Source organism: Acinetobacter sp. MF4642 (genome assembly GCF_002018925.1).
GTDB classification, from domain to species: domain Bacteria; phylum Pseudomonadota; class Gammaproteobacteria; order Pseudomonadales; family Moraxellaceae; genus Acinetobacter; species Acinetobacter johnsonii.
The window spans coordinates 77,132-93,299 of record NZ_MVON01000001.1 but is presented as its reverse complement, the minus strand read 5'-3'; the positions used below and the strand labels follow the sequence as shown (position 1 = coordinate 93,299).

Below are 16,168 nucleotides of genomic sequence, written 5' to 3'. Positions count from 1 at the left end.
GCGAACACGGGTTTTTTATTATGTAGCAATCTTTAAGCAGGTTCAGCCGTTTGATCTTCGAAAACTTCGAGTTTTAGACCCACCGCTTTACCATTTTCGTTCTTCACAGAAACCGCAACATTACCACCATGCTCTGCAAGCTCACCAAATAGAATCATTTCAGCCAGTGGTTTTTTCAAATGCTCTTGGATGAGTCGTTGCATTGGGCGAGCACCCATTAAACGGTCATAGCCATTTTCAGCCATCCACTCACGCGCACTTTGATCCACTTCTAGAATGACTTTTTTCTCATCCAGTTGCGCTTGGAGTTCAGTTAAGAACTTATCCACCACATTTTCAATTACTGTCGTTGGTAAAGCTTTAAACTGAATCACACTGTCTAAACGGTTACGGAACTCTGGAGAAAACGCTTTTTTCATCGCATCTTGATTATCATTACTGTTGTCTTGATCCATAAAACCAATACTCACGCGAGAAATACTTTCCGCGCCAATATTTGTGGTCAAGACCAACACCACATTACGGAAGTCTGATTTACGACCATTGTTATCGGTCAATGAACCATGATCCATGATTTGTAGCAATAAGTTGAACACGTCTGGATGCGCTTTTTCAATCTCATCTAGCAATAATACACAATGCGGATTTTTATGAATCGCATCGGTCAACAAACCACCTTGATCAAAGCCTACATAACCTGGAGGCGCACCGATCAAACGTGATACCGCATGGCGCTCCATATACTCCGACATATCGAAACGAACCAGCTCAACACCCAGTAATTTCGCAAGCTGCTTGGTGACTTCTGTTTTACCTACCCCAGTTGGGCCTGCAAAAACGAAACTACCCACAGGTTTATCTGGCGATTTTAAGCCTGCACGCGACAGTTTAATTGCTGAGCCTAAAGCTTCAATGGCTTCATCTTGACCAAAGACCACACGTTTTAAATCACGTTCAAGATTTTCAAGAACGGTCTTGTCATCTTTAGACACAGTTTTTGGTGGAATACGTGCAATTTTCGACACGATATCTTCAATATTTTCCACGGTAATCAAGGTGTCATCTTGTTCAGCTTTCAGACGACGTTGTGCCCCTGCTTCATCAATGACATCAATGGCTTTATCCGGCAAGAAACGATCATTAATGAACTTCGCAGACAGCTCAACCGCAGAAATTAAAGCTTTGTCATCATATTTAACATGATGGAAATCTTCAAACTTGCTCTTCAAACCACGTAGAATATCAATCGTTTCTGAAATAGATGGCTCATTGACATCAATTTTTTGGAAACGGCGTGACAATGCATGGTCTTTTTCAAAGACTTGGCGGTATTCTTGGAATGTGGTTGAACCAATGCAGCGCAATGAACCATTGGCCAAAGCGGGTTTAATCAAGTTTGACGCATCCATTGTGCTGCCCATACTTGAGCCAGCACCAATAATCATGTGGATTTCGTCAATAAACAAAACTGCTTCTGGTTTCTTTTTCAACGCGTTCAAAAGCTGTTTTAAACGTTTTTCAAAGTCACCACGGTATTTGGTTCCTGCCACCAAAGCACCAATGTCCAAGCTATACACTTCAGCATTTGCCAATGGTTTCGGTGCTTTACCATTAACAATGAGCCAAGCTAAGCCTTCAGCAATCGATGTTTTACCGACGCCAGGATCACCGACCAATAACGGGTTATTTTTACGGCGACGGCATAGAATTTGTGCTGCACGCTCAATTTCTTTTTCACGACCAATTAAAGGATCTGTTTTACCCTTTTGTGCCTCAACATTTAAGTTGGTTGTATACAGCTCTAAAGGGCCTGCGTTGCTTGAACTAGCAGATTCACCATCAAGATCTTCAATTTCCTCTTCCACTTGCACTTCGTCTTTACGTGTGCCGTGAGCCAAGTATTGTGTCAACGTTAAACGGTTAATTTGATGGCGTTTCAAGAGGTAGACTGCAAAAGAGTCACGCTCAGAGTACATCGCAACTAAAATGTCTGCGCCTTCAACTGTACGATCACCACCGCTTGATTGCACATGGAAAATTGCACGTTGTAAGATACGGTCAAAACTTTCAGTTGGATGCGGAGCTTGGTCACTGTTTTCGCCCAGCTTAGGAGTGTGCTGCTCTACATATTCTTCAAGCTCTTTGCGAAGCACAATAATATCTGCACCGCAGGCTTTCAATGCATTTACGGCCGAATCATTATCGAGTAAAGCCAATAATAAATGTTCAACGGTTAGGAATTCATGTCTCTTTTGTCGAGCCATACTAACAGCCAAACGTAAGGATACTTCTAATTGACGACTGAGCATGGAACCCCCTTAATCTTTCGGCTCAATCTGACAAAGTAAAGGATGACCTTGAGACCGAGCGTAATTATTGACTTGGTTTGCTTTTGTTTCCGCGATGTCTCTCGGGTAAACGCCTGCAACACCTTTTCCTTCATAATGTACAGTTAGCATTACTTGAGTGGCTTGGTCAAGATTCAAAGCAAAGTATTGTTGTAAAATTTCAATAACAAAGTCCATTGGGGTGTAGTCATCGTTCATTAAAACGACAGCATAGAGTGGAGGACGCTTAAGTTCTGGTGGCGCGGTTTGGACAGCGACATCCCCATTTTCTTCTTCATGCGGTTCATCATTGCTCAAGCGCGGGCTGATATGCCAATCGACATAGCCAGATTCATGAAAAGACTGCTTGATTTCATTTAAACACGTTGAACGCTTAGAAATACCCATAAACTTACAATTCACAATTATTGTGCATTTGCCTCAGCCTGAGGGATTTCAGAGACAAATGCAGATTGACTTTCTACGGCTTCACCACGTGACCAACTAAAGCGTCGTGTCACTGGTGTGCTACCTGTTAAACGGACTTCGATAAACTGTGGCGTAAAGCCTTTAGGCATTGTCCAACGACCTGTTAAACGCTCATAGTTTTCAAAGTTAAAATTTTTGTCTTCAAGAGGCACAACTAAAACCTCTGTACCACGAATGAGTCGGAGTTCAACGGTACCTGAAGCTGCACGTTTAGATGGACTGACTTGAACCAAGTCAAGTTGATATTCAAATGCATTTTCAGGCAAAGGTTTAATCGCAATATGCTGCACAGCCAGTGGAATACCACCGCGTTGACGCAAAACCTCACGGTAAATCACAGCAGTGGTTTCAGATTGCGCTTGTTGATCTAGAGCTTTTTGCAATGACAAATACAGCTCATTTGAATTGGTCACAGCAACATCACGCTCCTGAACAGCAGCGTTATAGTTTTTATTTAAAGCATCCAGACTGGTCTTTTGCTTTTGTACCACTTCGACCAGTTGCTCAGCATCTGCATCAAAACCTACCACCGTTAAACCCTGACGATGTCCGACGGTATAGCCCAATCCCCCACTTGCAAGCATCAATATTGCAGCACCAATTGCCAAGGGCTTATTGGTCTGTAAAAACGGCTTTGCAGGTTCAGGCTGTTGTGACGTCATATTTGTGTCAGTGTTCGGCATCGTCATCTCTTATTTTGATTCAATTCAAAACACACATTTAAATCGAAATCTAAATGTGTGTGAAGTTTTAAAACGTTTTTTATGGTAATAAACCAATTCCGTCTAGGCCCGCTGTTTCAGTAAATCCAAACATTAAGTTCATGTTTTGAACGGCCTGACCTGCTGCACCTTTAACCAAATTGTCTTGTACTGAAATGACCACTAATTTTTTCGGTTGTGGTTTATACAGCGCAATACGTAGTTGATTTGCACCCCGCACAGAACGTGTCTCTGGTGAACTTCCCGCAGGCATCACATCGACAAAAGCTTCATTGGCATAAAACTGTTCATATAAACTTTGCACATCAGCAGCTTCACCTGCATCGGTTAAGTCCACATAAATCGTGCTCAGCATGCCACGAATCATTGGCACCAAATGCGGGACAAATAAAATGTGGTTAAACACCTCTTTTAAGCCTGAAATATTTTCCAACGCTTCCACAATTTCAGGATGATGACGGTGACCTGCAACGCCATAAGCTTTGAAATTATCTGCATTTTCAGAATAGATCATCCCAAGGCTGGCTTTACGGCCTGCACCAGACACACCCGATTTTGCATCAATAATAATGCTTTCAGGTTTAACTAATGTGTCGTTTTGCTTAAATAACGGCGCTAAACCCAGTTGTACTGTTGTTGGATAACAACCAGGGTTACCAATGACATTGGCTTGTTTAATCTGCTCACGGTTTAATTCTGACAAACCATAAACCGAGTCTTTCAGTAGTTCAGGGCACGCATGCTGCATACCATACCATTTTTCAAACTGTTCTAAGTCTTGTAAACGAAAGTCTGCGGCAAGGTCAATCACTTTAGTATTTGCAGCCACCAACTCTTCGGCATGCTTCATGGCAACGCCATGCGGTGTCGCAAAGAACACCACATCACATTTTTTCAGTTCATCAATATTCAAATCTGAATATTTGAGTTCGGTATGTCCACGTAGGCTTGGGAACATATCATCTACACGGCGACCGTCTTCTGTACGCGATGTTAATACGCTTACTTGCACATTTGGGTGTCGTAGTAAAAGACGCAACAATTCAACGCCTGTATAACCTGTACCGCCGACAATACCAACTGAAATCACGTGTATTACCTCAAACTTAAACTGTCCATTTCGTAACTGCCTAGTATGACAGGAAGTTTCTGCTTTCTAAACTGTTTTACTTGGAATTTATGCGTTTTTAGTGCTATCGACACCTAATGAGACACATCCAATATACTCTGTGCAGGCTCAAAACCAATCTGATTTCGTCCCGAATGTTTCGCCTGATATAACAATTGATCGGCAGTATGTATGGCATATTTTAAGTTGGGTTGATGTACTGCAGCCAGTCCAAAACTTGCTGTCACGGCAATACTTTTGGAGGATAGTCGTGCATCGGCAATACCTAAACGAATACGATTGGCAATGTTATAAGCCAGCGTGGGGTCATCAATTTGCAATAAGACAATGAACTCTTCCCCGCCAAAACGCCCCACTAAGTCATGATCACGGACGTTTTTCCCAATAATTTGACCGACTTGTTGTAAAATTTGATCACCCACCAAATGCCCATAGGTGTCATTAATTTTCTTAAAATGGTCAATATCACACATGAGCAAGAAATAAGGCTGTTTAGAGAGCTGATGCAACTTTCGTTTAGCGGCTTCGTTAAAGACACGTCGATTGAATAAATGTGTTAGCGGATCTCTTAGCCGCTCATCATTGAGTTGATTGATAATATCGCGCACCAAGGTTCCGAGCAGCACTATTGCAAACCACATACTTAAGATAATGCTCGCAGCAAGCATCATCAGCCACCAAACTGAATTTGCCAGCATGTCTGCTTCAGTATTTCTTAAAAAGAGAAAAATAATGATTCCGCGAACAAAGGTATACAGCACAATAAACAAGTAGGAAAAGTCGACTATTTTATTGAGCAAATCAATCCCTTGATAATGTTTAAACATTGAAAACAAAACCAAAGACTCAACCAATGCAATTGAAATGTTCAGAATCAGCATTCTGATCCACAGTTGATCATCTACGTAGGAATAATAACTGAGTGAAAGTAAAGCCATCACGATCAAGGCAAGACACCAATATGGACGTGCATTGGCATTCTTTCTTAAGCCCATGGCATAAGCGCTGACCCATGCACCAAACAAATACATACTGCCTAAAATGGGTGCCGACAAAGCCAACTGCTTATTCGACATAAAACTTTGTGCCGCCACAGAAAACGAAGGCACAATATATCCGAGCCCGAGCCACAATAAATATGAGGGAGCTCTAAAAGCAAAATGACATATTAAAAGTAAGCTTCCCATTAAAATCAGGCAAGCTGGAACGATTAATATAAAATAGTGGATATCTGTAAAATTCACATTTGAGGTCTTTGGACTAAAATTGAGGAATGTTTACCTTAGATCATAAAGTTTAGAGCATTTTTTGACTAACGCTCAATCAATCAGAAGAAATTATTTTTAAATTTTGCACGTAAAATTAACTTTAAACGCTTGCCCACCAATACGGCAATGCGGTTGTTTTTAAGGTTTTTCGATGCTGTTGAAAAGTGGCATCATATTTGGCAACTTCCGCCCAAAAACGTGCACTATGATCAAAATGTTGCGTATGTGCGAGTTCATGCACACAGACATAACGGGTAATGACTTCAGGAAACAGCACTAAAGCACTGTTAAGCATAATGTCGTGTTTGGCACTACAACTCCCCCAGCGGGTTTTGGGCTGACGAATTGAACATTGTGCAAATTTTAAACCAGTTTCATGACTAATCTGTTGCAAATAAATAGGCAAGTGCTGTTTGGCGTATGCAATTACAAAAGATTTTAAATAACTTTCGGGCTGACGGTCACTGATCCAAAGCTGGTGATTATCCTCATCCAAAATATACGCATTTTTTTGTGTTTTATAGCTCACCGTTAAAGCATTTTGGCGATTAAATAACCGCAACTCTATGGGAAGGGTTCGATCTATCTGTACCAGATTGGCTTGTTGCTTCTGCCAAGTTTCAACCATCCACTGTTCAGATTGATTTAAAAAATCCTGAATTTGCCGTTTGCTACAAAACTTAGGCACGGTTAAACGAATTTGAGTTGGTTCAACACGAAGTCGTAACCGGGTCGCACGTGCATGATGGGTGATTTGAATTTCAGGTAGGTCTACTAAGGTCATTAATATTATTCTTTTATTGAATCATCCTCCCTAGCCCTCCTTTTAAAAGGAGGGAGAAAAACATAAGATAAAAATGTTTTTGCTTTTAGCCTCTCATTTTCAAAGAGAGGTTTGGGGAGATTTAAAATTAAACCGCGGTACGTTCTTCAATACCGCTGTCTGTTGCAACAACTGCCACATCTGCTTTATTGATTGCAAAAATACCATTACACACCACACCTGGAATGTCGTTAATGGTTTTTTCAAGCTCAAGCGCATTTAAGATATTTAAGTTATAGACGTCTAAAATCACGTTACCGTTATCCGTCACCACGCCTTCACGGTAAGCAGGATCACCACCGAGCGCTACAATTTTACGTGCCACAGCTGAACGAGCCATTGGAATCACTTCAATCGGAAGTGGGAAGTCACGCCCCAATTGATCAACCCACTTAGAGTCATCAACGATACAAACAAATTTTCTCGCAATTGAAGCCACGATTTTCTCGCGAGTAAGTGCGGCGCCACCACCTTTGATCATATGCATATGACGGTCAATTTCGTCTGCACCATCTACATAGGCATCTAAACCGCCTACAGAGTTCATATCAACCACTTCAATGCCTAATTTCTTTAAGCGCTCAGCCGTTGCTTCTGAACTTGCCACAGCCGCCTCAAGCTGAAGCTCGGGCAAAAGTTCAATTAAGAAATTCACGGTGCTGCCTGTACCTACCCCTAAAATGCCACCTTTAGGTAAGTGCTTTAAGGCAGCTTTTGCAGCAGCTTGCTTTTTTTCATCTTGGGTAGCATACAGACTCATAATTTGGCTCAACTATTTTTTGACATTTGTTGCTGATTTTACAGCCCAAATGTACAGGGGTTTGTTACAATGATCTTCTATTTTAAACTGTTAAATGGGAAATTAACATGCTGTCTCGTTTGGTTCGACAAATATTACAAGCAACAGTCTACGATGTTGCAATCGAAACTCCACTCGAAGCGGCACCTCGAATTAGTGAGAAACTCAATAACAACATTCGTTTTAAACGTGAAGACTTACAACCCGTCTTTTCATTTAAGCTACGCGGTGCCTATAACCGCATTAGCCAACTTCCTAGAGCTCAACTTGAACGTGGCGTGATTACCGCATCTGCTGGCAACCATGCCCAAGGCGTAGCGCTGTCAGGTAAAAAACTCGGGATTCGTGCCATTATTGTGATGCCGAAAACCACCCCAGATATTAAAGTTCAGGCAGTCAAACGCTTAGGCGGTGAAGTAGTTCTCCACGGCGACTCTTTTGATGTTGCAAACAAATATGCAATTCAACGTGCCGCAGAAGACGGTATGAGCTTTATTCCCCCCTATGACGATGAACTGGTCATGGCAGGTCAAGGCACGATTGGCAATGAAATTTTGCGCCAATGGCGTGATGTCAACTATGTCTTCGTCGCTGTTGGCGGCGGCGGTTTAATTGCTGGTGTGGCGGCCTACTTAGGCGATGTTGCACCGCATGTTAAAGTCATTCCTGTTGAATATGACGAATCTGCTTGTTTAAAAGCCGCATTTGAAGCTGGTGAACGAGTTGTACTGCCTCAAGTCGGCTTATTTGCCGACGGTACGGCTGTCGCACAAATTGGTGAAAAACCATTTGAAGTGATTCAACTACAAAAGTCGGATAACTCAGGCCCGATCGTTGAACGTGAAGTGGTTTTGGTCAATACCGATGAAATTTGCGCTGCAATTAAAGACACCTATGATGAATGTCGTAGCATCGTTGAACCATCGGGTGCGATGGCCTTAGCAGGGATTAAAAAATATGTTGAAACACACGAGCTAATTGGGCAAAACATCGTCTCAATTGTATGTGGTGCAAACATGAACTTTGACCGTTTACGCTATATTGCGGAACGTACTGAATTGGGTGAACGTAAAGAAGCTATTTTTGCTGTGACCATTCCAGAGAAAAAAGGTTCATTCCTAAATTTCTGCCGAGCGCTACAGGGCCGTAATATCACCGAGTTTAACTACCGTGCGAGCGATGCCAGTGCAGCGCAAGTCTTTGTCGGGATTAGCTTAAAAGGCGGTGAAAAAGAGCGTCATGATATTTTTGAAGCACTCAAAACTCAGTTCGATGTCGATGACTTATCTGATGATGAAGTGGCAAAACTGCATATTCGTTACTTGATTGGTGGCCATGCAGACCTTGAAAATGAGCGTTTGTTCCGTGTTGAGTTCCCTGAACGTCCAGGTGCTCTGTTAATGTTCCTCGAGCGCCTTGGCCCTACGCATAACATTACCCTATTCCACTACCGTAACCACGGTGCTGCGGAAGGTCGTGTCCTTGTAGGTTTAGAAGCAAGTGATGCGAAACAAAATCCAGATGGTTTGATTGAAACTTTAGAAAGTATTTCGTATCCATATGAAGAAATTACCAATAACCTAGGTTATCAACGTTTCTTAAAATAAAAGATTCAATACATAAAACCGCCCTTCGAGGCGGTTTTATTCTATGAGCTGCATCGGCTCTTCATCACCAAACGTGTGGTTATACGTAACAATAATTCTATCGATCAGCTCATCATTATGCGGTACCAATAGCCAATAAGGGTTTTCCCGCTCGATAACCAGTAAACTGAGTTCATAAGGCTCAATAAAAATTTTAATGTGATTAAAAATAACATCAAAACTAAATTCAAAATCATAACCATGCATGTCTGAGGTTTCTTCTTCCTCACTGTCATACATTTGATAAAAAGACGCCATATCATCATTAATTTGGTTTTTCAGCTCGTCTAAGTCAATACCTAATTGTTGAAGTCGATGGCATTCATCAATACCATTTTGTCGAAAATCATCGAGTTCTATTTTTTGAATGTTTGAATAATAGCTATTCAACCAACGTACAAAGTGCTCGAACTCATCTTGTTCTTCTGGAATTGCGGTATCATTCAATTCTGGAAACGCGATCCTGAGGGATTCATACAGTGTCTTCCGCATTTATATACTCCTTTGGATGAGTGATATATTGGTATAAGGCAAAGCGCGGTTGAGCGAAAATAGCGTGTCTGTATAAAGATGACATCTTGTGAAATTTGGCACAACATTCGTTAACAATCGACGTATAAAAAAATTTAAAGGAAAGATGACATGGCGCAATTTGCAGTGATTGGTTTAGGAAGCTTTGGAGCCACAGTTGCAACTCAACTCATTGAACTGGGACATGATGTCATTGGTATCGATAGTGAAAAAAAATATGTTGAAAATATTTCTGAGCAGGTGACCCATGCTGTCATTGCCGACGCAACAGATGAACATGTCCTCGATGAATTAAATATTAAAAACTGCGATGCCGTGGTGGTCGCAATTGGTGAAAATATTGAAGCCAGTATTTTGTGTGTGCTGCACCTCAAAAATATTGGAGTTGAAAAAATTTGGGTCAAAGCCAAATCAAAGTCGCACCATATGATCTTAAGCCATTTAGGGATTAGTAAAATTATTCACCCTGAAGAGGACATGGGCGTGCGGATCGCGCAGTCTTTATGCTACCCCATGGTCAGTCGCTATATGGCACTTGAAGATAACCACTATATTGTCAAAATTGAAATTGATGAAAAACTACAAGGGACTCGCTTCCGCCAACTGATGGATCAAGCACCTGATGTGAAAACCTTACTCCATAAACGTGGCAAAGACGTTTTGTACAGCATTGACCCCAATTTAATTTTACAAGTGGGTGATATTCTAGTTGTTGAAGGTTTAGTTGAAACATTACGTCGTCTTTCAGCACGGTTCAAATCATGAAAAAAGTCAAAGAATGGCAAACCCCCAAAAACAGCACCATTAATTTAAGCCCGCCCAGCCTGCTGGCTTTGGGTTTTTTGAGCTTTATTATTATTGGGACTCTATTATTAAAGTTACCCATTTCACACTACGGTGAACTCAGTTGGATTAACTCTTTGTTCACCGCCAGCTCAGCAGTCACCATTACGGGACTGTCTGTGGTGAATGTCGGTGAAACTTTTACCGTAACAGGTAAAATCATCATCATGCTACTGATTCAAATTGGTGGCTTAGGCTTTATGACTTTTGCAATTTTAGCCGCACTGAGTCTGTCGACCAAACTCGGTTTAAAGCAACAAATCATGGCGCAAGAGACCATTGGTCAAACCAGCTTATCCAAAGTATCCTTCACCATTAAAGGTGTACTGCTATATTCCTTATTTTTTGAGGCGATCGGCACGGTTATTTTGACCATTGCATGGTTAGAAGATTACAATTTCAATCAAGCTCTGTTTTATGCGGCTTTTTATAGTGTATCCGCATTTAACAATGGTGGCTTTTCACTGTTTCCCAACAGTCTAATGAACTTCTCGGGTCAGTATCTCATTACCTTTACCATCAGTATGCTATATATCATTGGTGGGACAGGTTTTGTGGTGTTAATGGACATTAAGCGCAGCAAGCGCTGGAAAGGCTTAAGTACCAATAGCAAACTGATTTTATCCACCATTGCAGGCTTGAACCTGATTGCTTTTGTTCTTTTATGGGCGATTGAATCGAACAATCCCCTCACTTTAGCGCCAATGAGCTTAGGTGACCAAGCTTTAAATGCATGGTTCCATGCCACCGTGCCTCGTTCATCGGGCTTTAACAGCCTTGATTTGGCACAGATGAAAGATGCCTCGACCCTCGTGACCATGTTACTGATGTTCATTGGGGGAGGCTCGATGAGTACCGCAGGCGGGATTAAAGTAGGTACATTTATTATTGTTTTACTCAGCGTGATTAGCTTCCTTAGACGTGAAGATGAAATTCGTGTGTTCAATCACTCTGTTTCTCAAAAAACCTCTTTTAAGGCAATGGCTGTTGTCTCTATTACTTCGGCACTTATTTTCTTAGGCATCTTTAGTTTATCTTTAATCGAACCTAATCATCAGTTTATGGATTTGTTATTTGAAGCCATTTCCGCTGCTTGTACTGTCGGTTTGTCACGCGGCATCACGGGTGAACTTCAACCTGCAAGTTTATTTATTCTGATGCTCTTGATGTTTGCAGGTCGTTTAGGTCCTTTAACGCTAGCCTACCTGATTGCGACGCCAAAAAAGAGCCGTTTAAAACATCCAACTGCCGATATTCAAATTGGTTAAAACACCTAACACTTAAACATAAAAAAACCACGTATCAAACGTGGTATTTTTATGTCTCTAAATTAGTACCAATTCATTAAGGACACGCCCAAACCCACATAAGTCGCTCGGTGGTTATAATCAATTAAGCTTTCGCCATAACCATCAAACAACTGGAAATGGCCACGCAATTTCCCTGAAATAGGAAAAGCCCAGTCAAACTGTGCAGCACCGCGCGAGTCATCGCCACCTTTTAAACTATGGCGTAGCATGAGTGAAAAATCATGTTCATTCCAACGGTAGAATGCTGTTAAATCACCCCGTCCGACATAATCCTTAATATCAGGGTTATTATCATCACCTGCATCTTCATCTAGACGGTACCAAGGGCGCAGCATGAGCGCAAAGTTGTCTCTTTCAAAACCCACATTCAACATGACACGGTTCCAACTACGCGACAGCGGATCGGAACGACCATTAGACTGGTGGTTGAAAGTTAATCCCAGTAAGCGACCATTTAAACCCAACAGTTCATAATTGGTACGGAAAACCAAACTGGCTTCAGGCTCATAATTGGTTTCACGGAACGGACGTGATTCTTCACCGTTATACACCTGCCAACGAGAAGACTGGGTATAACCCAACCAAACATCGCCATTGTCTCCAAATAAGTTCTCGACTGCTTTGGTTTTTAAAGACAGTTGAAATTTCGCTTCCATCGACTTCAGGTTTTGCTCTCGATCGGCATTTACAGTATTGTTTTCATTTGGGCTCGATGGACGTTCATTTTTATCTGTCGTCCAAAAACCAGGCATTAAGTACACAGGTTGATAAGCACGAATATTCCAAGTCCCTAATTTACTTTCGGGTGAAAGCTCCCAACGGCTATCCATTAAAGATAAATTCGGGGATATTTTAGGACCTTCAGAAGCGAAAACAGAGCTCACACCTTGTGCAATCTTCCCTGTGATATTTTCAGGTTCTGGCGCAATTTCCATGGCTGCACGTTGCTCAGAAACAATGCGCGGCTTTACTGCTTCAGGAATTTTGAATAATGCATCATAACAAGCCAAACGGTCTGCATTAGATGCTAATGCAACACATGCCTCGGCTGTTGCAGGAGTTGCAGGTACTTCGGAAATTTGTGCATGTGTTTTAGCGACACCCAAAGTAGTGAGCACAGTCATGCTCAGTACTAAAGTTGAACGCTCAAATGATTTGAACGCCATACGACCCTCTTATTGTTTTACTGAACTTGTTGAATACTAAAACCTAACTCAATTAAAGTATCACGCTTCGCCATAGGTGCAACCACGGCTTTCGTTGGTTTTTGTTCAAGCAAGTATTGTACCGCCACACGTTGCAAGTCCTCTAAACTCACAGCCAAAAGACGGCTACGTAACTGCTTACGGAAGGCTGGTGTACGTGCATGTAAAAGTGCATAACATGCCGTAATCGCTTCACCCGCTGGTGAACCTGGTTTGTCCATACCCGCAATCAAACCTAAAATTGCTTCTTCAAGCTGATGTGGTTTTTGCTCAGTATTGAGCAACCATTGCACACTGGCTTCAAAGTCATTAAAAGTTTCAGCCAAACGCGGATCACGGTAGCTATAGAAGCGGAATGAACATGCATTGCCGTCATAACTTGCGCCACCACCATAAGCCCCACCTTTTTCACGAATTGCACTGTGTAAGAAACCATTACGCAAGTACGCTGCCAGCACCATCAGCGGTGCAGCATCTGGATGTGACACCTCAACAGCTTGATAAGCCGATGAACAGAATTGAACATTGGCTTGAATTAACCACGCCTCATCTGCATCGGTATCGATCTGCTCAGCCATTTTCAAACTCACAGTTTGCTCAGGAATAGCTAACTTGTCCCACACATTTTGAACTTCTTCAACCAAACGGTCTGACTGATGTTCTTCACAAACCAGTAAGAACTGTTTTGGTGCTTGTAAAAGTTTTAAATGAATCGCTTTTAATTCATTGATCAAATCATCATAAGCTGCTGCATCTTTTTCAATACGGCTGACTAGATCGCCTAACCAGTTTAATGCACCTAAGCCCGTGTTGTGATAATCACGTTTTGCTAAAGCACTGTGGTTACGTCCCGCAATTTGCATGGCATAACTGTGGCCTGAACCTGACAGACGAGATGCCCAACGTGTTTTACGTTGTTGCAATAACTCAACAATGCGATCTTTTTCGTCAAAACGGAGTTGTTCAAACGCCAATTTTAACAAAGCAATACTGTCAAAATTACTCACCAACGATTTTGTGGTTAGCGTTAACCATGCACTGATTTGATTTTTGTCATTCACTTGAGAACGTAAAGAGGCACCCATACCTAAACCACCACTCACCGCAGTTTGTAGTTGTTGTAGTTCAAGATAGTCATACTGACCTGCACCCACCTCGCCCATCAAAATGGACAGCAAGTTAAAGTAAGGTGACTGCACTACATCTTGCGGAATCTGGATCAGTACTTGGTTGTAGTAAATACCGTTCGTACCTGCATGATAAAGATTTAACGGATAATCGATACGATTTGAGATAATCTCGCGCAACTGCCCTTGTACAATTTGCAGTTCAGCAGGCACATCTTCCAAGCCCACTTTCGGCAAAAGATTAAGGTCATCTGGGGTATCTTGACGGACTTTAAGTGCTTCAGTTTGTGCTTCAATTTCTGCTTTTTCAGCGTCTGTTAGCTGCGCACCAATTTCGGTTAAACGTGCTTTTTCTGCCGCTGCTTCCACTGCAGATTTATTGGCATCAGGTACCAAAGTCATTTGTACACGGTGTGGGTTATCAATCAAATAAGTTTTGATTAAGTTTGACAACCACATTGGATCTTTCAGTTCTTCTTTCACCGCAGCAATCGCTGAGTCCACATCCCATACAGTGACTGGGTCGCTGTGGTGAATCGCACTGCCCAAACCATTTAAAATCAGACTTAGACCATAAGGCATGCCATCGCCATTGATTTCACGTTGATGTAATTCAATTTGATGTAAAATCGCATCCACCATGTTTTGATCGACAGGTTTTGAAGCGACGTCTTCTAAGACTTTAAATACACCTGCTTTAAACTCTGCCGCATGCTCAGGGTTTGAACCTTGTACACCACAGTAGAAGGTCATTTCATAGTTAGAATCATCTACTCCCATAATTGGGCCAGTAGACTGGGCATAACCACAAGTCTCAAGGTAATGACGTAGGGGAGAAGCCGAATCTTCTAACAGTACACCTTCGACAAGGCGCATACCTAAGCGTAGTTTGATCTCGCTGGCTTTAGGCAATAACCACGAAATAATGTGATAAGTTTTGTCTTTTAAATCTTCTGCATCTACCGCATAGGTTTCAGTCACTTCTAGTGGCGCAGTCAAACGGCGCTCTTCTTTAGAAAATAGCGTTTCACCTTTTGAAAACTTGGCCAAGGCTAAAGTTTCAAACTGCTCTTGTAGATTGTAAGCAGGCTCATTACCAAAGGTCATGAAAACTGCGTTACTTGGGTGATAATGTGACTTGTAGAAATCCACCAACTCAGGATAAGTTAAGTCCGGAATATCTTTAGGGTCGCCACCTGAGTTGTAGTGATAAGTGGTTTCAGGGAATAAGTGATGCGCTAACTGATGATACAACTGGTCTGAAGGCGAACTCATTGCCCCTTTCATTTCGTTGAAAACCACCCCTTTATAAACAGGCTCACCGTTTTCAAGCTCAATGCGGATCCCTTCTTGGGCAAAATCCAGCGGATTCAAATTGGCTGCAAAAGCCGCATCTAAATACACTTCAAGTAAATTTTGAAAGTCTTTCTTATTCTGAGTCGCAAATGGGTACGCTGTCCAGTCCGCCGCAGTAAAGGCGTTCATGAACGTGTTTAATGAACGACGAATCATTAAAAAGAACGGATCACGAACAGGGAATTTTTCAGAACCACACAGTGCTGTGTGCTCTAAAATATGCGCTTCGCCTTTTGAATCCATAGGTTGGGTGCGAAATGCAACCAAGAATACATTTTCATCATGATTGGTGGCCAAGTGATAATGCACTGCCCCAGTGACTTTATGTTTATATTCAGACACTAAAATGTCTAAAGCTTCAACATGGTGTTGACGTACCAACTGAAACGCAGGATGTACAGTTTGAGAAATGGTTTCAGTGACATCTACAGTCATGTGATCTCCTAACAATAATTAATACACTGCCTGCATTATAGCTGTAGTTGTCAAAAGATTTCACGCTGAAAACCCGAGTAATTTGCTGGAAATTTGAAAAGCATCTCGCTGCTTTCCAAATTTCAGTCTTTTTGAGGGAAGTGTTCTCAGAAAGTAAA

General features: G+C 41.9%; 13 protein-coding genes. 3 read left to right on the top strand and 10 right to left on the bottom strand.

Features of this window, described 5'->3' with window-relative positions:
* Positions 1 to 32 precede the first annotated feature (32 nt).
* From clpA to rpiA, 7 genes are all read right to left on the bottom strand, one after another.
* Positions 33 to 2,309: an ATP-dependent Clp protease ATP-binding subunit ClpA gene (clpA, locus tag MF4642_RS00440; RefSeq protein ID WP_058951805.1), complete on the bottom strand. Its 2,277-nt coding sequence runs from the start codon at positions 2,307 to 2,309 to the stop codon at positions 33 to 35.
* 9 nt (positions 2,310 to 2,318) lie between these two features.
* Positions 2,319 to 2,735: an ATP-dependent Clp protease adapter ClpS gene (gene clpS / locus MF4642_RS00435; RefSeq protein ID WP_004981811.1), complete on the bottom strand. Its 417-nt coding sequence runs from the start codon at positions 2,733 to 2,735 to the stop codon at positions 2,319 to 2,321.
* Positions 2,736 to 2,752: 17 nt separating this feature from the next.
* Complete coding sequence (locus MF4642_RS00430; RefSeq protein WP_078424936.1) at positions 2,753 to 3,499, bottom strand: DUF6776 family protein; 747 nt, start codon at positions 3,497 to 3,499, stop codon at positions 2,753 to 2,755.
* A gap of 79 nt (positions 3,500 to 3,578) precedes the next feature.
* Positions 3,579 to 4,634: an N-acetyl-gamma-glutamyl-phosphate reductase gene (gene argC / locus MF4642_RS00425; RefSeq protein WP_171262485.1), complete on the bottom strand. Its 1,056-nt coding sequence runs from the start codon at positions 4,632 to 4,634 to the stop codon at positions 3,579 to 3,581.
* A 107-nt stretch (positions 4,635 to 4,741) separates the two neighbouring features.
* The gene (locus MF4642_RS00420; protein ID WP_078424934.1) at positions 4,742 to 5,776 is read right to left on the bottom strand and encodes a GGDEF domain-containing protein; all 1,035 of its coding nucleotides are present in this window, start codon (positions 5,774 to 5,776) and stop codon (positions 4,742 to 4,744) included.
* A gap of 259 nt (positions 5,777 to 6,035) precedes the next feature.
* Positions 6,036 to 6,719 (bottom strand): SprT family zinc-dependent metalloprotease, encoded by a 684-nt coding sequence (locus tag MF4642_RS00415; protein WP_078424933.1) that lies wholly within the window; start codon positions 6,717 to 6,719, stop codon positions 6,036 to 6,038.
* 127 nt (positions 6,720 to 6,846) lie between these two features.
* Entirely contained in the window at positions 6,847 to 7,518 is a 672-nt protein-coding gene (gene rpiA / locus MF4642_RS00410) for a ribose-5-phosphate isomerase RpiA (RefSeq protein ID WP_004696685.1), read from the bottom strand.
* A gap of 107 nt (positions 7,519 to 7,625) precedes the next feature.
* Here rpiA and ilvA point away from each other — a divergent pair, with 107 nt between their 5' ends.
* Positions 7,626 to 9,164, top strand: coding sequence for a threonine ammonia-lyase, biosynthetic (gene ilvA / locus MF4642_RS00405; RefSeq protein WP_078424932.1), 1,539 nt, complete (start codon positions 7,626 to 7,628; stop codon positions 9,162 to 9,164).
* 36 nt (positions 9,165 to 9,200) lie between these two features.
* On the opposite strand, the gene MF4642_RS00400 is transcribed toward ilvA, so the two are convergent.
* Positions 9,201 to 9,695 (bottom strand): hypothetical protein, encoded by a 495-nt coding sequence (locus MF4642_RS00400; RefSeq protein WP_004981827.1) that lies wholly within the window; start codon positions 9,693 to 9,695, stop codon positions 9,201 to 9,203.
* A gap of 150 nt (positions 9,696 to 9,845) precedes the next feature.
* Between MF4642_RS00400 and MF4642_RS00395 the strand changes: the two genes are divergently transcribed.
* Complete coding sequence (locus tag MF4642_RS00395; protein WP_058869788.1) at positions 9,846 to 10,499, top strand: potassium channel family protein; 654 nt, start codon at positions 9,846 to 9,848, stop codon at positions 10,497 to 10,499.
* Positions 10,496 to 11,845: a TrkH family potassium uptake protein gene (locus MF4642_RS00390; RefSeq protein ID WP_078424931.1), complete on the top strand. Its 1,350-nt coding sequence runs from the start codon at positions 10,496 to 10,498 to the stop codon at positions 11,843 to 11,845. The genes MF4642_RS00395 and MF4642_RS00390 overlap by 4 nt, the downstream gene beginning before the upstream one ends.
* Positions 11,846 to 11,907: 62 nt before the next feature.
* On the opposite strand, the gene MF4642_RS00385 is transcribed toward MF4642_RS00390, so the two are convergent.
* Both MF4642_RS00385 and MF4642_RS00380 read right to left on the bottom strand, forming a co-directional pair.
* Positions 11,908 to 13,053, bottom strand: a complete 1,146-nt coding sequence (locus MF4642_RS00385) for a phospholipase A (RefSeq protein ID WP_078424930.1) — start codon at positions 13,051 to 13,053, stop codon at positions 11,908 to 11,910.
* A 17-nt stretch (positions 13,054 to 13,070) separates the two neighbouring features.
* Positions 13,071 to 16,010, bottom strand: a complete 2,940-nt coding sequence (locus tag MF4642_RS00380) for an insulinase family protein (protein WP_078424929.1) — start codon at positions 16,008 to 16,010, stop codon at positions 13,071 to 13,073.
* Positions 16,011 to 16,168 lie beyond the last annotated feature (158 nt).